This is a genomic window from Salinigranum rubrum (genome assembly GCF_002906575.1).
Classification (GTDB): domain Archaea; phylum Halobacteriota; class Halobacteria; order Halobacteriales; family Haloferacaceae; genus Salinigranum; species Salinigranum rubrum.
Window position 1 is genome coordinate 487,471 of sequence record NZ_CP026309.1, and the last position, 24,918, is coordinate 512,388.

At 56.7% G+C, this 24,918-nt stretch carries 24 protein-coding genes and 2 tRNA genes; 11 read left to right on the top strand and 15 right to left on the bottom strand.

What is annotated here, in order from left to right:
• The first annotated feature begins 111 nt into the window (after positions 1-111).
• The 5 genes from C2R22_RS02375 (at position 112) to C2R22_RS24785 (ending at position 3,901) form a co-directional block, all read left to right on the top strand.
• Positions 112-184 (top strand) — tRNA-Asn (locus tag C2R22_RS02375).
• Between the two features lie 105 nt (positions 185-289).
• Positions 290-362: transfer RNA gene (locus C2R22_RS02380), tRNA-Ile, on the top strand.
• 175 nt (positions 363-537) lie between these two features.
• Positions 538-762: a DUF7563 family protein gene (locus C2R22_RS27650; protein WP_103424204.1), complete on the top strand. Its 225-nt coding sequence runs from the start codon at positions 538-540 to the stop codon at positions 760-762.
• Between the two features lie 501 nt (positions 763-1,263).
• Positions 1,264-2,871, top strand: coding sequence for a DUF7845 domain-containing protein (locus C2R22_RS02395; RefSeq protein ID WP_103424208.1), 1,608 nt, complete (start codon positions 1,264-1,266; stop codon positions 2,869-2,871).
• Positions 2,872-3,208: 337 nt separating this feature from the next.
• The gene (locus C2R22_RS24785) at positions 3,209-3,901 is read left to right on the top strand and encodes a hypothetical protein (protein ID WP_162562347.1); all 693 of its coding nucleotides are present in this window, start codon (positions 3,209-3,211) and stop codon (positions 3,899-3,901) included.
• A gap of 44 nt (positions 3,902-3,945) precedes the next feature.
• Here C2R22_RS24785 and C2R22_RS02400 read toward each other — a convergent pair whose 3' ends face one another.
• The 12 genes from C2R22_RS02400 to C2R22_RS02460 all read right to left on the bottom strand — a co-directional run bounded on the left by C2R22_RS02400 (position 3,946) and on the right by C2R22_RS02460 (position 14,654).
• Complete coding sequence (locus tag C2R22_RS02400; RefSeq protein ID WP_103424210.1) at positions 3,946-4,197, bottom strand: hypothetical protein; 252 nt, start codon at positions 4,195-4,197, stop codon at positions 3,946-3,948.
• A gap of 1 nt (position 4,198) precedes the next feature.
• Entirely contained in the window at positions 4,199-6,889 is a 2,691-nt protein-coding gene (locus C2R22_RS24790; protein WP_162562348.1) for an autotransporter outer membrane beta-barrel domain-containing protein, read from the bottom strand.
• A gap of 191 nt (positions 6,890-7,080) precedes the next feature.
• Positions 7,081-8,388 (bottom strand): hypothetical protein, encoded by a 1,308-nt coding sequence (locus C2R22_RS02415; protein WP_103424215.1) that lies wholly within the window; start codon positions 8,386-8,388, stop codon positions 7,081-7,083.
• Positions 8,385-9,119: a hypothetical protein gene (locus C2R22_RS02420; RefSeq protein ID WP_162562349.1), complete on the bottom strand. Its 735-nt coding sequence runs from the start codon at positions 9,117-9,119 to the stop codon at positions 8,385-8,387. Before C2R22_RS02420 ends, C2R22_RS02415 begins: the two co-directional genes overlap by 4 nt.
• Positions 9,112-10,830 carry a hypothetical protein gene (locus C2R22_RS02425; RefSeq protein WP_103424219.1) on the bottom strand — a complete coding sequence of 573 codons (1,719 nt, stop codon included), beginning with the start codon at positions 10,828-10,830 and terminating at the stop codon, positions 9,112-9,114. Before C2R22_RS02425 ends, C2R22_RS02420 begins: the two co-directional genes overlap by 8 nt.
• Complete coding sequence (locus C2R22_RS02430) at positions 10,831-11,010, bottom strand: hypothetical protein (RefSeq protein WP_103424221.1); 180 nt, start codon at positions 11,008-11,010, stop codon at positions 10,831-10,833.
• A complete protein-coding gene (locus C2R22_RS02435) occupies positions 11,007-11,477 on the bottom strand; it encodes a hypothetical protein (RefSeq protein ID WP_103424223.1) in 471 nt (156 codons plus the stop codon). The genes C2R22_RS02430 and C2R22_RS02435 overlap by 4 nt, the downstream gene beginning before the upstream one ends.
• Positions 11,478-11,564: 87 nt before the next feature.
• Positions 11,565-11,846 carry a hypothetical protein gene (locus tag C2R22_RS02440; RefSeq protein ID WP_103424225.1) on the bottom strand — a complete coding sequence of 94 codons (282 nt, stop codon included), beginning with the start codon at positions 11,844-11,846 and terminating at the stop codon, positions 11,565-11,567.
• A 3-nt stretch (positions 11,847-11,849) separates the two neighbouring features.
• Positions 11,850-12,290 (bottom strand): hypothetical protein, encoded by a 441-nt coding sequence (locus tag C2R22_RS02445; RefSeq protein WP_103424227.1) that lies wholly within the window; start codon positions 12,288-12,290, stop codon positions 11,850-11,852.
• Positions 12,283-12,678, bottom strand: a complete 396-nt coding sequence (locus C2R22_RS02450; protein WP_103424229.1) for a hypothetical protein — start codon at positions 12,676-12,678, stop codon at positions 12,283-12,285. The genes C2R22_RS02445 and C2R22_RS02450 overlap by 8 nt, the downstream gene beginning before the upstream one ends.
• Positions 12,679-12,717: 39 nt before the next feature.
• Positions 12,718-13,116 (bottom strand): hypothetical protein, encoded by a 399-nt coding sequence (locus C2R22_RS02455; RefSeq protein WP_103424231.1) that lies wholly within the window; start codon positions 13,114-13,116, stop codon positions 12,718-12,720.
• Complete coding sequence (locus C2R22_RS02460; RefSeq protein WP_103424233.1) at positions 13,062-14,654, bottom strand: hypothetical protein; 1,593 nt, start codon at positions 14,652-14,654, stop codon at positions 13,062-13,064. Before C2R22_RS02460 ends, C2R22_RS02455 begins: the two co-directional genes overlap by 55 nt.
• A gap of 278 nt (positions 14,655-14,932) precedes the next feature.
• Between C2R22_RS02460 and C2R22_RS02465 the strand changes: the two genes are divergently transcribed.
• Entirely contained in the window at positions 14,933-15,148 is a 216-nt protein-coding gene (locus C2R22_RS02465) for a hypothetical protein (protein WP_103424235.1), read from the top strand.
• Positions 15,149-15,397: 249 nt separating this feature from the next.
• The gene (locus C2R22_RS27315; RefSeq protein ID WP_103424237.1) at positions 15,398-15,658 is read left to right on the top strand and encodes a DUF7386 family protein; all 261 of its coding nucleotides are present in this window, start codon (positions 15,398-15,400) and stop codon (positions 15,656-15,658) included.
• 80 nt (positions 15,659-15,738) lie between these two features.
• Here C2R22_RS27315 and C2R22_RS02475 read toward each other — a convergent pair whose 3' ends face one another.
• Together C2R22_RS02475 and C2R22_RS27320 are read right to left on the bottom strand one after the other, a co-directional pair.
• Positions 15,739-16,734 carry a hypothetical protein gene (locus C2R22_RS02475; RefSeq protein ID WP_216824783.1) on the bottom strand — a complete coding sequence of 332 codons (996 nt, stop codon included), beginning with the start codon at positions 16,732-16,734 and terminating at the stop codon, positions 15,739-15,741.
• Positions 16,734-16,982: a DNA methyltransferase gene (locus C2R22_RS27320; protein ID WP_216824784.1), complete on the bottom strand. Its 249-nt coding sequence runs from the start codon at positions 16,980-16,982 to the stop codon at positions 16,734-16,736. Before C2R22_RS27320 ends, C2R22_RS02475 begins: the two co-directional genes overlap by 1 nt.
• A gap of 90 nt (positions 16,983-17,072) precedes the next feature.
• On the opposite strand from C2R22_RS27320, the gene C2R22_RS02480 reads away from it, so the two are divergent.
• From C2R22_RS02480 to C2R22_RS24800, 4 genes are read left to right on the top strand one after another with little or no spacing between them, the layout of a single operon-like run.
• Positions 17,073-19,214, top strand: a complete 2,142-nt coding sequence (locus C2R22_RS02480) for a helicase HerA domain-containing protein (protein ID WP_216824785.1) — start codon at positions 17,073-17,075, stop codon at positions 19,212-19,214.
• Positions 19,214-20,587 carry a hypothetical protein gene (locus C2R22_RS02485; protein ID WP_103424239.1) on the top strand — a complete coding sequence of 458 codons (1,374 nt, stop codon included), beginning with the start codon at positions 19,214-19,216 and terminating at the stop codon, positions 20,585-20,587. The genes C2R22_RS02480 and C2R22_RS02485 overlap by 1 nt, the downstream gene beginning before the upstream one ends.
• Positions 20,588-20,644: 57 nt before the next feature.
• Positions 20,645-21,784: a hypothetical protein gene (locus C2R22_RS24795; RefSeq protein WP_162562350.1), complete on the top strand. Its 1,140-nt coding sequence runs from the start codon at positions 20,645-20,647 to the stop codon at positions 21,782-21,784.
• A complete protein-coding gene (locus C2R22_RS24800; RefSeq protein WP_162562351.1) occupies positions 21,777-22,544 on the top strand; it encodes a hypothetical protein in 768 nt (255 codons plus the stop codon). Before C2R22_RS24795 ends, C2R22_RS24800 begins: the two co-directional genes overlap by 8 nt.
• Positions 22,545-22,647: 103 nt before the next feature.
• Here C2R22_RS24800 and C2R22_RS02490 read toward each other — a convergent pair whose 3' ends face one another.
• Positions 22,648-22,956 (bottom strand): helix-turn-helix domain-containing protein, encoded by a 309-nt coding sequence (locus tag C2R22_RS02490; protein ID WP_245902859.1) that lies wholly within the window; start codon positions 22,954-22,956, stop codon positions 22,648-22,650.
• Between the last annotated feature and the right edge of the window lie 1,962 nt (positions 22,957-24,918).

Consider the following 24,918-nt stretch of genomic DNA (forward strand, 5'->3'; position numbering starts at 1 on the left):
CGGTCCGGTCTCTCCCGTTCGACACTGTGCGCCGTCGTGGCGCGGGCGGGTGAAAACGAAAGCCCTATCAAATCATCTCCAGTACGAGAGAGTGCGTCGCATCCGACGCGAGCCATCGTAGCTCAGCTGGTAGAGCGCCTCGCTGTTAACGAGGTGGTCCCAGGTTCGAGTCCTGGCGATGGCGCTTCTCACGCCTTCTCGTCCCGGGAGTCGTACGTCGCGCTCGCGGCGTCTCTTTCGCCCTGTGAGTCGCTACTTCTAAGACGGGGGACCTGTTCTCCCGAGACAGGGGCCCTTAGCTCAGTGGTCAGAGCGCTCGGCTCATAACCGGGTGGTCATGGGTTCGAACCCCATAGGGCCCATCCAGAACACACCCGTTTCTGAGTCGAACCCCAACGGCACTGTAGAGGGTTCAAAGAATCCGTTTTCGGTCGAATTTCTACTTCAGAATCTCACTCTCTCAGGTGAGCCCATCACGTCACTACACGCAGCCCTTCGACGTCGATCGGTTGGTGTGACCGAAGGGGGTGTCCGTACGTGATTCCGCTCTCGTTCGAGACGCCGGACGGTCGGTGTCTCCACTGCGGCACTCACGTCACGAGTCGATTCTGTCGAGTCTTCGGTGACGAACAGCGACGAGTTCACCGTTGCACTCAGTGTGACACCCACGTTCGCATCTCGAAAGGGTCCGCAGCTGGACTCGATGTCGACGTTCCCGACCCGGAAGTCAGTGAGGGCCGACACGGGGGTGAGCCCGCGTGACGTTCGTCCGTGCGTCGCGACTCTACGACGTCGAGAGACGCGAGCCACAGCCGTTCAATTGGTCGTATCCCGACGGTGAGGAACAGTGAACGGCGGGTACTTCCGCGACCGAGAACGTTTCCCCGCTGTTCGCGAGAAGATTGGGGAAGATCCCGCTCGCTTTCTCGACTACCAGGATCCCGAAGACCTTCGACTCGCTCGAGCGCGGATTCGTGGAATCGATAGACAAGAGGTAATCGTCGAGTGGCTTCGCGTCGAGCGTGAGCTGGAGCGCGGCCCTCGTGAAGACGTGATTGAGTGGATCCAGGAACGGAACCACGAGATCATCGAGCACGGAGACCGAGACGATCAGCTCGCGACAGCGATTCCTCACGACGAGATCGAGTCCACCGAATCCGTGGCTGTCTGGTCCGATCGCGACGGCGGACAGCGAACGCCGACGTACAGCCGCTCGACGAGTCGACAGCGCCGACGCGCCGCGACCGATGGAGGTGAGCATCGGTGAGTCACGTCCGTTCCCAGGTTCACGAGTGGAGCAGCCACCTACTCTTCACCGACAGTCAGGATCGCCCCTACTGGGCGCTACGCTCGATCTACTCCCACGAGATCGACGGCGGGGCGAAGTCCGTTCCCGTCGTGATCGACGGTGAAGAGTGGTCCGTCTCGCTGTCGTTCCAGAAGAGCGGTGTCAACCCTCGCGAGTCCGACGACGTCGATCAGCTGTATGAATACCGTCTCAACGCGAACGGTGAAGGTCACCGGAAGATCCGGCTACTGATCCAGCCCCGACTCGGCTGGGAGAACGACGAGAACCGACCGAAGAGCGTTCCGAAGTCGCTCGGGAAAGCCGTGAACGTCCGCGTCGATATCGCCGTGAACGTCGAACCCCAGCGCACCCGCCAGCTGGTTCCCTATCTCTTCCAGGGAGTCTTCGACGAGCTGGGTGTCGGCTGGAATCGTGGTTTCTTCATGGGTCAGGTTCACGACTACTCGACGGTCACTCAGCTGGAGCGGTACGTTCGCGTCGAGCGCGATCAGGCACACAAGATGGTTCGTTCCGGTGGGGTCTTCCATCGTCTCTTCACGCTCGTTGCTGACGACGTCGGGAGCAAGGCGGTGTACTCCGCTGATAATCGCGGGATCGTCGGACACAACCACCAGATCCGACTCGACACCAAAGCGATCAGTCAGCTCTTCCCCGGCTGGAGAACCGGCGGACAGCTCAAACACTATCACCCCGAGCACGTCGGGGATCGATCCGACGACGATCCGCTCGCCCACCCGAAGATCGGCTTTCTCTTCAAGAAGGGCTGGAACGACGACACCGCCATTCCCTGGGGGAAGCTCGACGATCTTCAGCAGCAGATCGAAGAGAATCTGGTTAATTTCTTAGAGTGGTCCGACGTCCCTACCCAGCCGGGCGGATGGTTCGTCGAAGACGATCACTTCAAACCCGTCGCGTCAGACCGTGACGTCGCCTTCTTCGACGATCCGACCCCCGAGATCGAGCAGGAGCAAGACAGCGTGATCTTGCGGACCATGTCCCGCCTCCAGGAGAGCGACCGCGACGTTCTCCAGGAAGTCGCTGACCGAATCCCCCGAACCGACGGCGGGGTTCACGTCGACGAGCTGGAGGGAGCGACCGGTTGGGGATCATCGACGATCTATCGAGTACTGAAGCGACTCGGTGGACTCCTGGAGAACGATAACGGGAACGTCTCCTTCGTCTCCTCAAAGATCGCGGAGAGAGTCCGCGACGTCGTCGAGCAGGTGGATCGAGTCGTCGACGCCAGCGCCCGCGCGATTGAAGACGTCCTGTCCGTCGATCCGCGCGATCTCGAACGGAAGGGGCGCGCGTGGCAAAACTGGCTGAATCGCTACGGAGCAGATATCGACGTTGACTTCTCGAACGGACGGGGGAAGGTGCGGATCCGTCAGCTCATGTCCGACATGAAGTCCGACCCCGTTCCGTATCTCCCCGAGGTTCTGGAGTGGGGGCGGATCGCCTGGAGAGACGCCGGTCGGAAGATCACCGACTTCCCCGCGTTCGTCGAGTACGACGTGAACGACGGGACTCACACCGCCCGCGTCGACGACATGATCGGCTGACGCGACGGCGTCGTGAGTGGCAACGCTGTCGACCGACTCTTCTCCCGGTAATTCTTTCCGTCTACTCCCCCTATTCCGCCCCTAACCCTGTTTTCGGGTGGAACCGTGTTTTCGCGAGATCGCCGTCTTGACGCCGATCAGCTGCGGGTCGCTCCTATCCGCCGGGAGCATCCCCTTAGAGAGTGTACCTAAGGGTACAAACTACCAAAATACACCGCCCCGTCCCGCTATTCCAGATGATGCAGTCGAAACTATCCTCTGGAGCTGTGATTAATTGTCTTGTGTGGTAAGATTCAACTAATAATATATCGTAGTATGATACAACCTTGAGTCCGATATGAGTTCGACCGCTACTTCTCCCAACTATTGGAAATTTAATTTATACGATGTTTTTTCGAATTTTCTACCAGGCGCTTACCTACTTCTGGGAATTGCACTACCATTTGCGCCACCTTCCCTTGAATTAGGCGGTGTCACAGTACTCCATTTACTCATCTCTTTGATTCTTGCATTTATTTTAGGCTCTGCCATTCAAGCGCTTGCTGCTGACCTCTACGGTCGAAAAACAGCGTTTGAGAGAAGGATGGACCGAATCCAGAATGGTGACGCAGCCCACGAGGGAGAATCGGTGATTAATCAACACTTCGTCGCACTATGTGACTCTGAGCTCAAGATTAAGAACTTGACAAATGAAAATCAGAGATTCAAAAACTGGGGTTGGTTATTTAAACTACTCCTCTCCGATCTTGAAGACAGTTCTAAAAACCGTACTCTGAGGTTGCAGGCATTACACCTCTCTGCAAGGGGATTGAGTCTATCTTCGTTTCTTCTCGCACTTTACTATATCCCTTTCCTTATCCCCGAGATTAACTCGTTAAGCAACTTCAGCTACCTATTTTTGGTTCCCATGATTGTCCTGTCTTTGGTTCTCGGAGAAGTATTCCGAGGACGTTCAAAACACTTTGAAGATGATGTTTCTCAGTATTTAATTTCAGAATTCGTCCTAAAATATCGAGATGAGCTTAACTGAGATGACTGATGTGTCTCTTACGTGTTGAAATGACGAAGCTCCTGTTAGAAACGGAGTAATCCGGATAATATTTCGAGCGTTGCCTTGACAGTCGACACGATCACCCTGATGTCGATCGACACGACGCCGGACAGCGCCAGTACACCAAGTACTATCGCGAAGATCCCCGCCGTCGACAAGACGTCGCCAACGCGCGCCCCCTTCCGCGCGTAGTTCCCCACTACGATCAGCAGCGCGATCGACGCGATCCCTTCGACACCGCTGAAGACGAACGACAGCAGCTCGGTGAAGACCATGTCACTCCCGCCCCCCGCCGAGTCGGAAGTTCACGATTTTAGACGGGCGCGACCGCGCCCGCAGCCAGTAGATCACGACCGCGCCCACGACCAAGAGCGCGAGCGGCATAGCCGTCGCGACACCCGCGCCCGCCTCACCCGCGAACGACACGAGTGCTTGCGCGATCCCCGCGACGAACGACGCGGGCGACAGCGTCTCGATCGCCAGCAGACCCACCAGACCGACTTCAGCAATGAAGAGCGTCCGCAGCGAGATGATCGCCCCGTCACTCCCGAACTCTCGTGAGAGGAACCACACAGCAGCGAGCAACGCCGCTGCGAACGCGATAAACAGCGCGTTCCCTGGAGTCGCCTTCGCCCCGCCCCCGACGACGCCCGTGAACGTCGACGCCGGATCCCCGCCGCTCGACGAGCTTCCGTCGTCGTCGAGCTGGATCTGAAGGATCTCGTCGCTGTCGTCGTCGACGAGCGTCACCGGACTGTTCGCTTCCCCGCTGTCGCGAACGATCGCCTCAGTGTGGCTCCAGAGGATATAGTTCGATCCCGTTGACGCCGACAAGTACGTGTACTCGACTTCGTCACCCGACGTCGATCCCGGATTCACAATGAACTCGGGTTCCGTCTGGCTCGGCTCCCGAACCCTCAGCTCGACGTCGCCCGTCTTTGCGTTCACCCGTACCGGGATCGTCGACACCCGCGCTTCCGACCCGCTGTCCGCGTTCGGAACGTGAAGCCGGTTGTATCCGTCCGACGTGACCTCCGAGTACGGATCCGCGTCAGACCACGTTTCATTATACAGGTAGTGAATCCGCTGCTCGTCGGGCGTTCCTCCGAGAGACAGATACGAGTCCGACGCCCACGAATCGAAGCGAACCCGCGAGTCGAGTCGGTTCCCCGACGTCGTCGGTTCCAGAACAGTGATCGATCCGTTCACCGTCACGACCTTCTGTCCCGTCGTTCTCACCGCGACGTCGTCGCCAGCCGACACCGATCCCGTGTCGACCGTCAGCGTCGTGTTGTCGAGCGCGTAGTTCGACGAGCTGACCGAAGACCACGAACCACCATTCACCCGCGTCTCGATCGACTCGATCTCGACGACACCCTCATCGAACGGAATCGTCACCGACGTCGACGCCCGATCCCCTGCGAACGTCTTCGAAACGTTGTACGACTGAGTCCACTTCGAACCCTCGTACGCCACCGACTGATCAGACGACGCGGTGTGCGTGTAATTCATATCGACAGATCCGCCCGACGTCGTCACAGTCACACTATTCGTCCCGTTCTCGATGATGTGGGCCGGGAGATCGAAGCTCTTTGTCGTTCCATCACCCAGCAATCCCGCATGTGTCGCGACAGCCTCACCGTTTACAGACACCGCCGGATCAGCCGTCTGATATCGTTCCTCTACCCGAAGCGTCCAATCTAACGATCCGCCCGACCCGCCGAAATCCAGCGTGTTCGATCCCTCCGACACGTCCAGAGTTCTCGACACTGTCTCACCATCGGAGAGCGTCCCGATCGTCGTCGTGTCACCGTTTGCGCTGACGTCGACGTTAGACGGAGCAGGACCGACCGCATCAACAGACGCATCAACCCGTGTTCCTGATCCGCCACCATCCTGATAGATGAATTCGAACGTCGTCGTCCCGCTCGTCTGGTAGTCTGAAATGTCGACCGTCTCAGACCCTCTGTCGACGACGATACCGACATTATCAGCCACCAACGTTCCTTCACCATAGGTGCCATCCGCACCTTCGTCGACAGCGTATACGTCATATACAAAGTCGTTGTTGTCCGTATTCACCGCACCACCCGAGTTGTAGAAATCAATCTCTAATTTATCCACCGTCCCAGGAGGATTACTAAACTCATATTCTACGTCCCAACTCTTTTCGAAATCATTGCTGTCCCCATTATCATACGACAGCGAATGACCGACCTGTTCCACACGACCCGTCACTTCGATGTACGTCTCTCCCCCACCCGGAGCTTGCGGGTGAACGTTCCCACCTATCGACACCGACTCCGATCCACCCGTTACCACTGATCCAGACAGATCGTCCCGAACGGTCGTCACGTCTCCCGTCAGATTCACCGACCCGTTCGATACCGAGTCGAGATCATCGACACCATAAGTGAACTCGGTCCCGCTCGTCACGCCCGTCGATCTGATCTCGACGTCGCCAGAGAACGTTACCGTGTTCGTCGAGAAGTGCGGGACGTCAAACGACAGCAACCCGCCCGTGTTCTCGACTTCAGACGTCCACTCGCTCCCGTCGTCGTGTGTCCCGTACACACGCTGGGGCGCGTATCCGAGCGCCCGCTTCATCGACTTCGCGTCGAGCGCGACCGTCCGCCCGCCCGCGTTCACGTCGTCACGGATCACGATCGCGAGATCACCCGATCCCACAACCGACCCGTTTTCCAGGTACTCGTCCGCTCGATCCGGCGTCGTCACGATCACTTCCGTCGTCTCGGCGTGTGACGACGTCATAACCGACCCTTGGAGATCCGACGCCCGCAGCTGCGGATCCGACCCGATCGCGAAGTCGTCCGACACGTTCGAGTCCGGGACCGTCACGAGTCCCGCCGGAATCGCGCCCGCAGGTGCGACCGGCAACACGACCGCGCTCGCGAGCACGAGCAGCGCCGCGATCACGCTCGCGTAATTATATCGCGCGTCAGACATACGCGCACCTCCGAGCGAGCGCGATCATGAGTGAAAGGGGGGTCCCCCCCTCACCTGACCTTACGTATGCGCGCGCGTGGAACGGGTCGGGATTTTCGCGCCGGTCGATATCTCGGGGAATCGAGAGAAAATCGATCCGCCGACTCGACGCGCCGCTTCGAACTCGAGGAGCACCAGCGGACCCACCCCGATTACAGTGCATCCAGCGCCCCCTCCATCTCCGGGTAGCTGACCGCGATCTCCCCCACGAACTGATACCGTCGGTAGGGGTTCGCCCAGCTGATCGGACAGTAGTTCGTCGCGTTCCAGACCGCCGCCTGTCCCTTCGACATGGTCCGCGTGTACGACTCGGGGAGCGGGACGTCACCGATTCCCGACAGCCCCGAAGACGGGGTGGGCGTCTGCGGCATCGTCGCGAACCAGCGCGTCTTCTCCAGCACGTCCTCGTGAACCCGCTTCAGCGAGTGCGACAGCTGGATCACCGACCCGTTCTTCTTCCTCATCTTCCCGAGTCGCTTCGGATACTCGGTCACCTTCCGGTGCGTGTCGGAAGCGTCCGCCTCTGGATTCTTCGGACATAGGTCACCGAACTCGTCGATCACCAGCGTCGTCGGGTGAAGGAAGACGTCGCGTCGAGCACGAACCTCCAGCAGCGCGTGAGTGAAGTCCCGCAGCGGAGTGACGTCCGCCGGTTCGTCCGCTTCCCACGCCGTGTTAAACGCCGATAGCGTCAACTTCTCACACTCGCGAAACTTCGGATCCGGGAAGACGCCGTAGATCCCACCAGGAACCACCTTCTCGAACAGATCGACAGGATCCGAGTAACGGATCACGTCGCGGAAGACGTCGTCGAGCGCGATCGAGATCGACGGCAGCGCGTAGTCTTTCGGCTTCGCCGTGACATCGATCTTCACGCCTTCTGGGACACACGCCGTCATCCAGGGTGCGACCGGAAGAACCTCCAGCTCGTCGAGCGTCAGACACCAGATCACCGTGTCGTTGTTCACTTCCGCGTTCCTGATCGTCCCGACGACGTTCGCGAACGACGTCTTTCCCTTCCCCGGCTTCGCGTGTGCGTGGATCTCGCGCCCGCCGTCCGACAGCAGCTCCAAGATACGCTCGTTCCCGTCCTTCGCCAACCACTCCATCACCTTCCGACGATTCCGGGGTGCGTCGTCGAAGTAGCCGAGATCCCCGCGTTCCAGCGCGTAGATCTCCGCGTCGTCGACATGGATCACCGCGTTCAGGTACGACGCCGGGAACTTGTACGCCGGGTGCTCGTCGCGCTCGGCGCGCTCCAGCACCTTCCAGAACGGCTTCATGCTGAAGTCCTTGTAGATCCGCTGACCGTCGTCGTGACGGTTGATCGAGTCGAACGACTGTCTCCCATTACGCGCGTGATAGACCGCCTGTCGGGACTTCTCCCACGGGGCGAAGTCGTCAGCGAGCAGCTGACGAACGCGCTCTTCACCCGTCTGTTGGCTTTGTGCTTGGCTCATGTATCCAGTGGTCCGTGAGTCACCCTGTCCTCCTCGACAGCCTCACGGGACGCTGTCGCCGTCTCTCTGATCGAGCGGTTCATCACCGAGATCACGTCTTCCGCCAGCAGCAGGTGAAGCGACGGACTCGACGGATCTCCCAGCAACGCCGACCTCCAGAACAGATCCCACATCGCGGATCGCGAGATCCCGCCGTCGACGCCCTTCGTCGAGCGGATCACTCCGCGTACCCACGACGAGATCTCGTCGTGTGACTGAAGCCCGCCCGGGTTCCCGTCCCGACCGAGCACCCGCTTCAGCGACCCTCGCTGTCGACGAACCAGATCGTCGAGCGCCGGGCGCATTGCGAGATACCGCTGGGGTCCGTCGATCGACTCGTCGTCGGGGTGCTCTTGTGCGAACTCCCCCAGCAGCTGCATCGCGTCACGACACGCCGTCAGCAGCTGATCGTCCCCGATCATCTGTCTCTCGCGACGAGCGCGCTGATCGTCCGGGGCGTACTTCGTCGCCCGACCGCGCTCGCAATCGTCGTCGAGCAGCGCCGCGACTCGATACCGATCCCCCAGCAGCTCCCGGGACCACGAGTCGGGGAGCTGACCCAGCGTCCGAACGTGAGCTTTGTGACACCACAGAACGACGTCGACGCGCGACGAGAACCCCGCTTCCAGATCCTCGTACAACACGCGCTGATCCGCCGCCAGCGTGTCGAGCGCCGGGACTGGATCAGTCACCGCCGTCACCTCGCAGCGCCTTCCAGTCGCTCTTCTGTCCGTCCTGAGATCCGATCGGTGACGGATCGTCCCCGCCCCCCGACAGCAGCCGGTCTATGCGCTCGCGCGATTGGCTGATGTACGCTTCCGCGATATCCAGCCCCCGCTCCGCAGCGTCCGCTTCGAGATCCGCGATCGCTTCTTCCAGCTGTCCGAATGTCGTTGCTACCGTGTGCTCGCGCGTCTCGGTGATTCTCGACGCCTTCGCGGGCGTCGTGTGAACCGCCGACGGGACGAACGTCGCGCTCCCGTCGTCGAGCTGCGCGAGCGACACCAGCAGCGGGACCGTCCCGATCGCGATCCCCGTGATCAGATCACCAACGAGCGACGTCGCGACGAGCGACCCGACTCCGAAGAAGAGGATCGCCTTCGAGATCCGATCCCGATCCCACGTCTCGACTTCGACGACTTCCCCGCCGTCTGTCTCGACGCCGTCCGCCGTCGCGGGCGAGTGCTCGACCGTCTTCCGCAGCGACGACGTCGAGATCTCCAGCGCCGGCCACTCTATCGAGATCATCTCATCGACGTACAACTTCTCGTCTTCAGCGTCCCCACGGTACTCGACGCGCGTCTGTAGCTCGCTCGTCGGAATCGTCGGGGGCTTCGCACCCAGCAGCACGATCAACCAGTGACGAAGCGACCCCGACGGCAGGATCGCCGTCGTTCCGTCGTCACGCTCGACCATGTTGTACGTCCGACCCCGCTCGTACTCGATATCGTGAACCGTCTTCCCCAGCGCGTTCTCTACCTTCTCGGTCAGCAGCTGCTCGACCCGCACCTTCCGCGACGGATCGAAGTACTCGACAGCCGCGAAGAACGCCAGCACGACAGGGATCAACCCCAGCACGATCGGGAGCGTCACGATTATCTCCGCCATCTTCCCGAGCGCGAAGTACCCCGCGAAGTACATCACGAGTCCCCCGACGATCACGTACCACATGGCACCCTTCCCGGGACCCCGCCCCGTCTTCTTCAGCGTCTTCACCGCCGCGCCGATCGCGACGGGAACACCGATCACGACGACGCCGAAAAACATCTTCAGGAACCACGGCAGGAACGATCCCCACGTGTTCCCGAAGGGCGTCTGTGACGCTGTCGCGACGGTGTGCTGCTCGAACACCCACCGAGCTTCAGGGTACTCCTCGATCCACATCGTCACCATGCGCGGATCTTCAGCCGTCGGCAGACCGACCTCAATTCGATCCGCCGCGCCCGTCAACTCGACTTCCTTCACCGTCTCAGTCACGTTCGCGGCGTACTGCTCGCGCGTCGTCGATCCGTTTTCAGTCTCGATCGTCCGCGTCTTCTGCTCCCAGGTGACGACGTGAACGTGAACCGTCTCGGACTCCGCGCCCTTCGTCCGCGTCGTGTGGAACGTGACTTCGTTCGTGTCGACGACTTCTCCCGGTGACACTACCTTGTCGACAGCCCACTCGGGTTCCGTCGGACCCAGCTCTTTGATAAAGTTCGTCTCGTCGTATGAAACGAAAACAGACCCTTCCGAACCGAGATACCGCGTCGACGGATCGGTTCCCTGGATCTGCTGACCGCGCTGTTTCAGCTCGTCGAGCGAGTAATCCCCGCCCGTCTCTTGCGCGCTCCCCACGATGGCGGGGAGCGCCGACGACAGCGCGAGAACGACGACGAGAACCGTCAGGAAGCGCCGACTCATCTATCCGCGAACCTCCTGACCGTCGATCAGTCCATCTTCGACGAGCGTGTGATCCACGAGCAGGATCACCGACGCGACACCCGCGACGAGCGATCCCGTCAGCGGGAACGTCACCGCCGTCGCTGCGGATCCCGACAGCAGCCACATACTCACGTCGACGACGAACGGATTCGCCGTCATCGTCGCCTCCAGACGAGTCCCACCAGGAGCAGCGCGACACCACCGACGACGACGCCCGTCACCGACAGCTGACCCAGGGCGCCTAGCGCTCCGACGCCGATCGTCGCGAGCTGTCCCGCGACGAGCGGTGACTGTCCCGCGAGATCCGCGAGTCCACCGAGCAAATCGATCGCCTGCCCCCCGATCGTCAGCACGATCGCGACGAGTCCCAGCACCAGCGCCGACATACCGTCGAGCAGACCGTCGGTCGCGTCGTCGAGTCGATCTGCTGTCTTCCCGACGACGTCGCCCGCGCTGTCGTCTTCCTCCGCCTCGCTGATCGCGAAGAATCCCAAGATCGCGAGCACACCCAGCCCGATCGCCAGCTCGCCAGCACCACCGACGAGCGACATGATCGCGTCGAGCGCCCCGAGCTGGAACCCGATCCACACGACCGCGAGTCCACCGACCGCTAAGGCCACCCGCATCCGGGGGTGGTATTCTCCAGGAGCGTCACCGGGACCGACCCCCACGACGTCCGCTGTTCATCGATCTGTCCGCTGTCTTACTCTGTTTCATGTCTCGTCTCTCTCGAAAAACGTCGTCACGCGCCCCAGCAGCTGGAACGACAGGTACGCCGCGTACACCAGCGCCGCGCCGACGAAGAGCTTCGACGTCAGCGCCGCCGGGATCGACGGGACCGCTCCGCCGATCGAATCGATCACTCCGAGCAGCGGGAACCAGATCCCCGCCGTCTGACCGACGAGCGTGAAGATCGGATCGATCATCCCCGCCGTGTACGCAAGCACCGCCCCCAGCGCCGTCAGTGGGTGCGTGACCGCTTCTTTCCAGTCCATCGTCTACTCACCTCCAGGAATCACGAACGCCAGCAGCGCCGCCACACGGGGCGATATCGTCTCGACGACGAGCGGCCCCACCTGCCGGACGATCTCCGCGATCACCAGCACGACGAGCGCCAGCACGACCGGCGCGAACGGTCCCGTCGAGATGATTAGCGACGTCACGACGTCCGCGACAATCTCGATCATCCCGAGTACGGCGTCACCCGCAGCGCCGAACCCCGAGATCACGATCCCAGCGACGTCAAGCGGGATCCCCGTCACGAGTCCGAAGACCGTCTGGAGGTTCCCCAGCACGCCCGCCGCGAGATCGAGTACACCACCGACCAGCAGCTCGTACACGATCCCCACGACCCACGTCCTCGGATCCTTCAGGAACGCGACGATCTGATCCGAGTACGGGAGCGACATGATCCACATCGGCGGATCGAAGTCAGCCATACAACGCCTCCATCAGCACGTACAGCGCGACGAGTCCGATCAGAACACCCAACAGCGGGGATCCGACTCCGAAGCCGTACAGGAACGTCAGCGCCGCGTTCCAGGCAGCGTCAGCCGCTTGGATCGGAATCGCAGCGAGTGATTCGAGCACGTCCGACACGAACCCAGCGACACCGCCGAAGAGCGCGACGTACGCCGCGCTGACCGCGTTCACCAGCGCCGTCGCCCCGAGCGTCGCGATCAGAAAGAACCCGCCCGTGATCGTCGTCGCGAGCGCGCCCCATCGAACCGACGTCCCACCGACAAAATCGCCCGCAGAGATCGATCCGCTCCAGCTCGACGAGCTTCCCGATCCGCCGCTGAAGGCGCGGGTGTCGTCACCCGGCATGAGTCACCCCCGCTGAAGCCGAGTCCCGACACATCACGATCACTCGTCCTCGTCCGCGATCCCGCTGTCGTCGTTGTTCGCGATGATATCCGGGAGATCGATCACGAACCCGAGCACGTCGCTGTCGGTGATATCGAGGAAGTACAGTACTTCCCACAGCACCAGCAGCCCGACGCCGATCCCGAGCGGCGTCTGGAAGATACCCAGGAACTGAAGCCACCCTGTTCCGAACGACGCAGCTCCAGCACCGAACGCCGCACCCAGGAACTCCGCGAGTCCCCCGAAGGTAGCGTCGTTGATATCGACGATCAGTCCCGCGATCGCCTGGAACGCAGTGATCGGAATCGAGAGAACCGCGTTGAACAGATCGATCCCGCCGAAGATCACCGCCAGCGCCAGCGTTCCGATCGCTGACTGACCGAGTCCGGTCCAGCCCATGTCCTGGATGATCCCCTGGGTTCGCGAGAGGATCGCGAACGGATCTCTGCCGCTGATTCCAGCCACGCGAGATCAGCTCCCGAGCTTCCGAAGGAATCCGAGCAGAACCACGACGATCCCGCCGATGATTGGCAGGTTCGACAGGCCGCCGCTCTTCGCCCCCCGCCACCGAAGCCGCCGGTCGACTCGATCGCGTTGTACTGCTGCTCGTCGAGCTTCATCCGGAACTTCACGACGTCGTGAGATCCCGTCTGAAGCGTGTCGTCGACGGTGACGTTCGTTCCCTCGCTGGAGTACAGCGACGTCTTGTCCGTGAACGCCGAGTCTTCGATATCAGCGAAGTCGGTGTCGTCGCTGACACCCTCCGCGTACTCGACAGACAGGATCCGATCCGACGTCACCGACTGCTCGTCCGTCCGCACCGCGTTCGAGTATGACAGATCGTAGCTGTCCTGAAGACCCATGTCGACGTAGATCGTCGCGATCCCGTGGTAACCGGGGAACTTGTCGGTCTTCTCCAGCTCGATCATCACGTCGTCGTCGGGAAGGTGCTCGGGAGAACCGACCATGTCGATCTCCAGGTTGTGAAGCTCGGCAGAGTCGAACGCGCTCCCCAGCGTTTCGAGCGAGTACAGCATCATCGCCCCGCCCGTCTTCTTCTCGGCGTACTCGACAGTCTCCAGATCGTCTTCGTCGCTGTCGGTGTTCTTCTTCGCGGACCCGAGATCGTACGTCGACATCTTCTCGACGTTCAACCCGGCGATCTCCAGATCAGCGTCCCCGTCGTGAACCGCGATCTCGACAGACTCGATATCGTTCCAGGAACCGTCCCCGTTCGTCGAGTCCGTCGCCATGTCCCCGAGCGCCCGCTGGTACACGACTCCGTCGCCCGAAGCGTTCGTCACGAAGTCTTCGCCCGAGCTGCGGGACGTGTTGATCTCGGCGGTCTTCACGTCGCCGTTCGAGTCGACGACGTTGAACTCGACGACAGTCCCCGCGTCGATCGACTTCACGTCGAGCGCGACGAACAGGTGTCGCTTCGACTCGTCCGACGTCACCGAGAAGTTCGAGAACGTCGCTGTCGCCGTGTCACCCGACGTCTGACCGCTCGTCGAGATCTTCACCGCGTCGACACCCGGCGCTGTCTCGACGTCGCTCGTCGAGATCGAACCCGCCGATCCGCTCGCGTCGGTCGTCCACCCGCTCGAATCGAGCGCGCTGACGTTGTCCTTCGCGTGGGGGAACGCGCTCCAGTCCGTCACGTTCCAGTCCGTCGGGACAGTCGAGAACGGGTTGTCAGCGGACTCGTTCACGCCCGCCTCGATCGTCTCGATCTCCCCGTCGTTCGCTTCGAACTTCCGCGCGTCTTCCATCGACGCGCCCCAGCTCATGTCGTGAACCGCCTTCGTCACCGTGTACGAGTTTTCGATGTTCGGCGCGGGATCACTCCCCCACGCGACACCGCCGCCAGCCGCAGCGCCGACGCCGCTCGCGACGACGAGCAGCGCGAGAAGCGACGCGATCAGTCGCGCCCGCATCGTCCCTCCCGAGTCTCGCTGTAGTCTTGCCATCTGATTGCTGTCTGTACCTCAGAACCGCCGTTTGGCTCGTCTGAGCCCTCTGTTTCCTGTTCGCCAGGCATAGCGATCTCCTCCCGACCCGGATGCGGGTAGGGGGGTTGTCCGGGGAATCCCGGATACGACGGTCGTTCACAGCCGCCTCGAAGTAGCTGTGGAACGGCTTGGGTCGAAGCGTCCGGGCGTATTGACGGGAGTAATCTTTTTGCACTACGGGGTGGCCAGCACATTCAGCAAATATGGCTGAATTGTTGAAACTCAGAAAATTAGGACAGAACTCCGCGGGAGATAACGGCGGAATCAGCCTCCCGAAAGACACGCTTCGCCTCGAGGGACTGATCGGCGAAGAGGGAGAGTTGGTTCAGCAGCCGTATCTTCGGGTTGAGTACGAAGGAGATGGCGAGTGGCATATCTCACGAATCGACGAACGGCGGTTTCCCGACCTCACTGACTGAGATGACTGGTGAATCGTGGAGAGAGCGGACTTTCGGTCTGACCCGGTGGGGTGCGACTCAGATGTATGCAGCATCCTCGATGTATGCACCCTCTCGGTTCCAGTCGAGCGGTCGGGTGCATAGAATCGGGGCCAGAGTCCAGGGTGACCGGCACGGCCGTGCCGTGGGTATGGGCCGAGTATATGAAGAATCGACGTTCAGTCAGCTCAGAACGACGCATTCACACCCCCGGTGCATACCTTCATTCACATGACTAAGCGAACAAGCCTCAAACTCACCGACAATCGGCAGCTGCTATTGGATCGTGCGACCGAGATTGTAGCCAACGGACCTGACGACGATCCACCGATGTCGGTTGTGCTCGACGCCGCGCTCACGCACCTGGTGGAGTCCCATGAGAATCTGGTGGAGGTTCGAGATCGTTACCCGCCGCAGGAGGTGAAGAACTGTTGTAATACGTCCGTTCTCGGGCTTCGGTATCGGACGAGTATTGAGAGCCGGTGGCGATGATTACGACTGATTCAGGTATTCAACCGCTGGTTTCGCAAGTTGCATGACTACACCATCTTATTCAATCGAATGTGTCTGTGTTAACTCCAGGGCATGGAGGATGTCCTTTCAGATTCGGGATTTCCCTTTTTTAATATCAGTATTCGATCGAGTAGTTCTTCACCATCTTCACTTTCTTTAGTAACCTCGTAACGGAGGTCATTAAACCGAGAGTAAGAGCGTTTATCTATATTATAAGCGTCATCAATTACACGCTCAAGCTCGAAGCCACGCTTTTCTGCTTCTGCGGCGATCATGAACGACGGGTACACGATTTGTGACCCTTCAGACCGATGTCTTCGAACGTCACCAATCACGATAATGGCCCAGCTGTCATCTGATAGCACGTGGTCTACTTCATTAAGCGTATCTTGTATAAATGACCGATAATTATCAAGTGCGGAGGTGAGATTCATATCATCACGTTCGGCTTTTCTATCCGCATCCAGCCACCAGAGACGCAACCAGTTATTCCAAGAGTAATCAAGCATATGCATGTAGGGTGGGGATGTAAGAAGCAGGTCCGCCTCACCTTCTGCAAATGGGAGATCTGTTGAGTCCCCTTGTTCTACCTTCACTTTCTGCTTTGGATACCGAGAACTATCTAATGTATTGAACTTAGTGTTCCATGATTTTTCGATGTTCCTATATTCTGGATGTATATCGTTTTTATCAATATATTTGCGGACATAGTTTGCACTTCCAGAGAATGTGTCCTTTGTCTGGAGAGATAAGAACATCTCAGAAGGACCATGGAGAACACCACAGGTTAAAGCATTAAGAAAATTAGCCTCGGTACCTCCACGTTTTTTTAGAATCTCTCGCACAGGTAATATCTCTTGAAGCGTTTTTTTGTGAAAGAAAAGAGCCACATCGTCATCAACATCTTGAATATCGATTTGGGTTAAAGCCTCGGCTTCAGTGAGCACATCGTCAACAGCAACTTCAAACTCTTCCTCGGATAGTGGATTACACTTGGCTGCTGTGAGGGTCTTTGCGTAAACAAAAGAGTCGCTAGCTAATGCTCGGCGATTCATCAAACTCGCTTCAAGCGGCGTTGTGCCCCCCCACAGAAGGGATCAAGAACGGTGTCGCCGGGCTCAGAGTATCGATCAATAAAATAGTGTGCTAATGCAGGTGGGAATCCTCCAACATACGGTGCGAGTTTATGAAGTGGGTTTCCCCATGTCCGAGGGGCTTCTCTCCAGGTTCCTGGTAAACTCTCTGTATCGATTGACTCGAAATCACCTACCGCTTCACGGTCAGCAGCGTAATTCTGGGTCATGTTCTTATCCAGTCGCGATGGATTGAAAAGGATACCGTAGAGGTAGTTCCAACACAATACTTTAAGTTGGGTGATTTACTTGACTCCGGTATGACAGGCGTCCCCGCAAGTTTAATCTCGCTGGAAAATATGTCCGTTGAAAATCTTCTTGCGGATGGATTAAAAGTGGGTGGTGTCTTCTCGACTGGCTACGATGAGTGTGACGTTCTAACCAACGATTGGTGGACACAAGAAGCAGGCGGGCTGCCTAAACATTCATTACTAGTTGCTAAGCCGCTGTTGGAAGGGAGTAGGCTAGTTGATGATGACGAAGTGCACACTGGGCACCGACTTCCCTCGAAATCTACCGATTCTGAAGACGAGTCTCGGTCGAGTAACGAAGCTTCTCATGCACTCTTACTACGTGTGAAAGGCCCTGCGGACCTTCCTGATGAGGGACGGTTGACCTCGAACCGTCATGATGCTATTCGTCAAGCGATTACCGCAGAAAAAGATGGAGAGCCGACAGACGATGATTTCGTAGATGTACTAACTCGCCGTGAACTGCAGTATTCCGGTATCAGAGCGAACGTTCTAGGTACATTCTACTACACGGAGAACGAGGACGGGAATCGAGAACTAACGTTTGGTAGTGACGTTCAGACCTTTTTTTCAGCGGGACATTATGTAGTTCACAAGCCTGCTCCAGAAGCACTGGCTTGGATTGCTAGCTATCCGACTTCGGATAGCGACTCCCCGATAAAACTGGGCGAAGTCAAATACACCAGTACTCGGATTTATGATGACAGGACGCCCTCTCCGGTCTATATTGATATAGAGGATTTCATTGGATCAAAGACAGCAGTCTTTGGGATGACTCGAAAGGGGAAGTCTAACACGATGAAAATCCTTGCGGCGGCGATCGCAGCCGGAGAGGCATCCGTTGGACAACTTGTTTTCGACCCAAGTGGCGAGTACGCGTACGAGAATGACCAAGACGAGTGTGCACTTGGTGAATTGTACGACGGTGGTGTGTCGATATCTACCGTTTATAAGTTCAATCCTGCTGAAGGAGAAGACGATTACAAACCCCTTCGAAGCAATCTTTTAGACCGAAACAATCAGCAGATTGTACAGTCCTACGTGAGGAGTCTTCTGGTGGGTGAGACTGCAGACTATGTTGGCAAGTTCCTTAGTACAAAAATACCAACCGAAAACGAGATTGACGATCTCGAAGGGGGGGAGAGAAATCGAGCCAAGTGGCTGCAGAGTGCGTACTACGCTGTTCTGTCCAAAGCGATCGGCGAAGATCGTCTCCCAGATAACTTCGAGCCTTTCTGGATCAAGGTCAATGATAATATCATCTCTCTAGTTAATGAGGCTGCGGATCTTGAGCATACAAAAATCAAAGGGAGTCTTCCACTGGGAAAATGGAACGGGGAGAACCAGATTGTTGACTTTTGGGAGGCTGTCGAAAAACGCCAAGACGATATAAACAAGGCATATAGAGATGAAGGAAATAATAAAGATTGGGTAGACGACGACTTAGCCAATGTGTTGGAGATGTTCAATACAGATGGCTCACAGTCTGGTTATGGCAAACTGACTGAACTTAGGCACTTCCATAATCCGGACTCAGAAGAAGATGTTGCTGCAGAGATATACGAGAAACTTGATCAGGGGGAGATGGTCGTCGTTGACATCTCCAACGGCCGTGAAGATCTTGTGGAAAGGGAGACGACTAGAATTGTCAATCACGTACGGTCTAAATCGCGTGAACGATTTAGAAGCACTGAAAAAGAAGACCGAACACTTCCAGAAATTCAGATATATCTTGAAGAAGCCCACCGCCACTTCGAGAAGGAAGAATATCGCGACGGTGAGTCAATGAGCCCGTACGTTGAGCTTGCGAAAGAGGGTGCAAAGTTCAATATTGGTATGACTTACGCAACTCAAGAAGTCTCCAGTATTGATCGACGAGTGCTCTCAAATACATCCAACTGGATTGTGACCCATCTCAACAGCGATCGGGAAATCAAACGACTTGCAGAATATTATAACTTTGAAGATTTCAAATCATCGCTGAAAAATGTAGAAGAAAAAGGGTTTGTTCGGCTCAAGACCTCCTCTGGTGAGTATATTGTCCCATTGCAGGTTGACTTATTTGACCGTGAGTGGATCACAACAAACACAGCTTACAGCATTCAAAAGAGAGAGGAAGGTGATGACGATGTGGAGTCCGGGAGCGAATAATGGCATACGATGATGAACCACCTAACAGTATTGGGCAGGTTGACGTAGCGAAGGACTCAGATATAGCTCAGCAACTAAGCGAACTTAGGTTTAATCCCCCATCAGACGAAGAACTGTTATCTTGGGAAACACTTTCAATGGGGAATCTTCCAGGGGCATCTGATTTAGGCCCTCCGTTTGAGACGGTTTTCAGTGTAGATGGTTCTCGTGTTGAGGTCCTTGTTGGTGACAGAAGACGGAACAAGCGAGTCGGATTCATCAATATTGCTCTGAGCGAGTTAGACATGACTGCTCTACAGGGACAAGAAAAACGCGCCTATGTGAACCCTGTAGAGGTAGAACATCTAGGAAAGAATCGCCATATCCGGATGGTACTTCCGAGCAGTAATACGCTATTTGAGTGTGGAACGACTCACGAAAGTTGGAGGCGAATGACCTATCGAAACTTCCGCCAGACCGCTCTACTTGGTCAATCATTGTTCGATATGTACTACACACTTTTGGAGCGTTCCGGTCGTCTCAGTAGGAACAACCGACTTAGATTAGAAATCTGTCCGGCTCAAGATTGCACCCATGAGCAGTTGTTCGTCAATTCAACACGTCCAGATAGCTGTCCTGAATGTGGCACGGTTACATACCCTACGGATGCTCTTCGCGTGCACGAACGCGTTACTGGTTCGCAGTCGAATGTTGCCGCGCTCAATGTCCTCATGGGAATCATTGAACACATGGTACTTCTTCGGGCTTGTCAGTACCTCTATGAGACTGAACCTGAGCGCCTCGAGACAACCGCATTCATCAAAGACGGTCCTCTAGCCCAGTTCGACACCGCTGCTTGGATTCACGAACCCATTCTTCACGTCATCAATGATGTTCAAACGTTTCTGTCACAGGCTGAAAGAGCACCTCTCGTATATGCTGGAATCCACAAAACAGGAGAGTTCGTCGCATTCGGACAAGGGATACGCGATGATCTTGGTGGACCTTGCGTGCTTCCCTTCAATAATGAGTCAATATACGAATACGTGATGCCGGGGGATAGAAGCAAGGACTACGGATACAAGACGTACTACGGCAAGAATTTTCTCTTCAAATCAGCAAAGGGGACTGATAGTGGGCACTGCATCCCGTTCCTGATACCCCGCCGATATGAGGCCGGTGTCAAAAATGGAGACATTGTTCAGAACCCTGAAGCATATCCCGAGTTAGCTCGAACAGTAACGATAATCGAACAGTTAAGAACAATCCAGTACCCTGACGCACTTATTCCGCTCGTCTTAGCACATAGTGCAGCGTCTCTGCCCGAAGATCTCAGTCGCAAAGTCTTAGGTAAACTAACTGAACTGGTGGCCGGAGAGAGCGAGGAAGAGTAATAGTTACAATGTATGAGCGTTTACAAATGAATAGGAGTAGTCCATTGAGGATTGACTATGTCTGAAGAACAGCGCCTACTTCAGCGCATTGATGAGGCGCTTGAGGACGCTGTAAAGTCACTCAATCTAAATTGGAGTAAGGCAACACGTATCAAGCGACAAAAGTACACTGAGCAGGCTATAGAGCACTTTTCATCTGACGACGATACCTACGAAGCACCAGTTACTCGGAGTTGGTTCAAATACGGGGGAACACAATCTCAAGCACCATCTGGTTCGGACCGCCTTGACTTTCCCGAGCCCGAAACACCTGAATCACTCTCTGGTCCGACTCTCGATGATTATGATGATGGTGAAGAAGCTCACCCAGAAACAAAACCTGATCGATCAGAAGTATCTAGTCAAGGATCTCCACGAAAGGACCCGATCTTTGAAGTCTCCGAAAATGACTTCATGATGTTCTTTATTGACCGAGCAGATGCACCTCCACTAGACCGGGTACACTGGGAAATGAAGGACTTGGAGTTCTTGAAAGAGTATTACGAAGAGAATGCTCCTCCGGGACTGAAAGAACTTTATCTTGCAAATGTAGAACTACGGCAAGTTCTCCGAGATGCTCGAGATGATCTCAAAGAGATACATGAAAACAGAGCGACGCTCTATACTGAGGGACATCACGCTGTACCGAACCTAAAAGAAAAACAGTACTATGAGCGGGCTGGTCAAGCAGCTGTTCAGCTTCGACTCGCCATGCGTAAACACGAGGAACTCTTTGACGCCTCAATTGGTCCAGTGTCGGAGTGTACTGATTTGATCGAAAATGTACTGATGCAACTACAGATGCTTCCTCCGACGGAAATAGTGCCTCCACATTCACGCATCGTACAAGAACTGAGCGACTTCTATGACTCTACTGTATGGCTACTTCCTGCTTATGAAATGTCCGAGCATACCGCAGAAGGGCCGCACAAAGAGGTTTTAAAACAAATTGCCGATGCTAATTACAACACGATTCTCAGCGGGCGCAATGACGATGACCCCGGTAAGTTTGAGGAAGAGATTGATCAAATTCGACGAGAATGTGCATCGTACAATTTGCTCCCACGACCTAGTGACTTCCCATCAGAAAGTCATGAGAACTCTCAAGATATAGATGAAATGATGAATATCATCGACTCCCCTGACACTGATGAGTGAAGCAGCATCACCGATAAACGTGAGTGCGACCTTCACGGACACTTCTGTACTCTACGATTATTCGAAAGATGAAACAGAAGAGGCAGCGATTTTCTTTGACGAGTACACTAACCTCAAGAAATACACAAGTGATTTTGGATATCGTGAATACAAGCGAGTCGCTCAGCGGAGAGCAAAAGCATATGCTGCATGGGAAGAAAGTGTTTCTGACGGAAACAGTTCTATCGGTGACTACCAGTTCGATACTCCCTCAAATCTCACCTCTAACGACAGAAGATCGTTGAATGACTTTCAAAGACAACTTGTTCAAGAACATGGTGATATCGAGGCTCTCCGGCTAGTTCGTGAGCGTTTACGCCAGTACGAGAGCGGGGTCGACCGGTTGTTTGGAAACGCTAACAGTGAGCCACTGGTTGAGAGACTGAATATTAACTATGACGTTAACCTCTACCGAGCACTTCAGATGGATATTAGTAACACATCTGATTGCAAGTTGCTTGCACAAGCCGCGAAATGGTATGCAACTGGGGGCGATGACGCTTTTGTAACTTCTGACAAAAATGATTTCGGGGACGAGGCTGAACCTACTGACGAGGATACTACCTCAACTGGTGGCCTTCCAGCTACTCTTGAAGAATTAACATCTGATCCGATATCGTTACAACAGAATATCAACCAGCACGTCAGTAGGGAATACTCAAATATTAATGGGCTATCTATTTATCAATTGAATAACTTTGTCGAGAGATACTCTCCGTAATCAGTAGGGTACTCACTTCTACCCGTATTTACTTAAAGTCATAAAATCCAGATTGGATTGGTCGCGAGCAGAGCCACAACCTCAATACAAATCTATTGAGTTCCTATATTCCAAAGCCCACCCACCAACCCGGCCTCACCTTATCGGGTGGCCGCGTTCCCGGCGTTGGCCTGTCGAGATTGGCGTCAACCTCTCCTTCTAAATACAGCATTCCCCACACCGAGATCTCGAACATCTCCACGCCGGGTTCGTCGAGGAACGGCTCAATCAGCCCAGCTTCACACAATACCCGACACCGCTCGTGAATCCGAGCCTCCGAGCCACCCACACGAAGATCCCGAGCCATCTGTGACGGCCACGAGAGACCCTCCCGAGCGAGCTTCTCAAGAATTCGGTCGTCGAGCAGTTGCATCCACTGGCCTGTCCGTCGTATCTTTCCCATCTATATTACGCTGAAGCAGCCCCGTTTTCTTCTTCCGTGTCGGACAACTCTTCTGCGTTCAAATCACCTGTGAGATATTCCTCGCCGGTTGGGGTAATGACGTAGACTCCGTTTCCAAGGTGCTGTAGCATTCCTTTCTCTTTCAGCCGCCTTAGGCGTCGAGAAATTTGGGATCGAGATATCTGAAAGAACCCTGACTTTTCCAATTCACCTGGGCTCCCTGACCCGTTCTCCTCGATAAATTCGAGGATTCGGTCATCCCAAATCGTCATCCAGGACCCGGATCTCCTCATCGTTATTGCATCTGTGCATCACCATCTCCTATTTGTACTGGTTGTTGTGTCCATGCACCATTCACAACTTATTTAGCTTGACCACAGCATTTATGCAAAGACAGTGTATCGGTGTGATTACGGGACCGAGTGAGATACCGTCGGCTACTGTTGATATCGTAGGTCCCGCGGGCGTCGCTGGTACCGACGTCCGCGGGTGGTCCCGCCCAGAACGATGAGCGAAACTACTAGCACGGGGCTTGGGCCCCGCACAGAGTCGGACGTAGCGCTCTCTCAAAAGAACCCCGGACCAGCCTCTTGTGAAGCCTGTAGTGACCGCAACGCCGTCGGCTTCAACGCACAAACACGAAAGCACGTCTGTCGACAATGCGCGCGACTCCGCGCGGACGGTGGGCTCGACTTCGAAGGACTCGCCGCCCTCGAACGGCAGGCAGACGCGCTAGAGCGACTCACTGACGAGATGGAGCACCAGAACGCGGTGCTCGCTGAACTCGCGCACGCGGTACACCAGGTGGCCGTGAACGCCGACGAGCACGCACACCCAGACGAGAAACGTAGTCGCGTTCCGTCGTACCGTGGGCTCCACGGTCGAATCGACGATCAGCGGTTCACTCGCGAAGAGGGCTACAGATGAGCGGCGATCTCGTTCCACTGGCACCCGCAGAGGGACGTCGGATGTATCTTGACGCGAAGCAGGACGAGCTAGCTGCCGAGACGATCGAGGGCCAGAGCTACCGACTCGCTGCGTTCGTCGCGTGGTGTGAGGAAAACGAAATAGAGAATCTTGGTGAACTCCGTGGACGGGATCTCTACGCGTATCGAATCTGGCGACGCGAAGGAAATTACGCGGCAGATGAAGACGAAGACCCGGAGCCCCTAGCGCCTTCGACGCTGAGAGGGCAGTTGGCCACGCTTCGGGCATTCCTCCGATTTTGCGCGACTATCGACGCGGTTCCGGCTGGACTCGCTGATGACGTTCCACTCCCGACCGTTTCAGATGGTGACGACGTGAGTGACTCGACGCTCCATCCAGCACGTGCCGAACCGATTCTGGACTACCTGGGTCGGTATCACTACGCGAGTCGTCGACATGCGGAAATCCTATTGGCGTGGCACACCGGGTGTCGCATCTCGGGGCTTCGCGCGCTCGATCTCCGTGACCTCTCCCTCGAGGGTGAGACACCGACTATCGAGTTCGTCCACCGACCGGACACCGGGACGTCGCTGAAGAACGGGACTAGTGGCGAGCGCGTGAACGTGATTTCTCGACGTATGGCGTCGGTCTTGTCCGATTGGATCGATGGGCCGAGACCTCGAGTAAAAGACGAGTACGACCGTCACCCGCTCTTCACGACCAAACACGGCCGTGTCCACAAGGGCACTCTTCGCACCGACGCGTACGTGGTCACTCGCCCGTGCTGGTACGGCGAGGAGTGCCCACACGACCGCGACCCCGAGACGTGTGAGGCGACGACTGTCCGAAAGGCGAGTGAGTGTCCGTCGAGTCGATCTCCCCACGATTTCCGGTCGGGTCGTGTGACGGCCTATCGGAGCGACAACGTTCCCCGCCGCGTCGTTGGTGACCGTCTCGACGCGAGTGAGGACGTCTTGGACAAGCATTACGACCGGAGAAACGCTC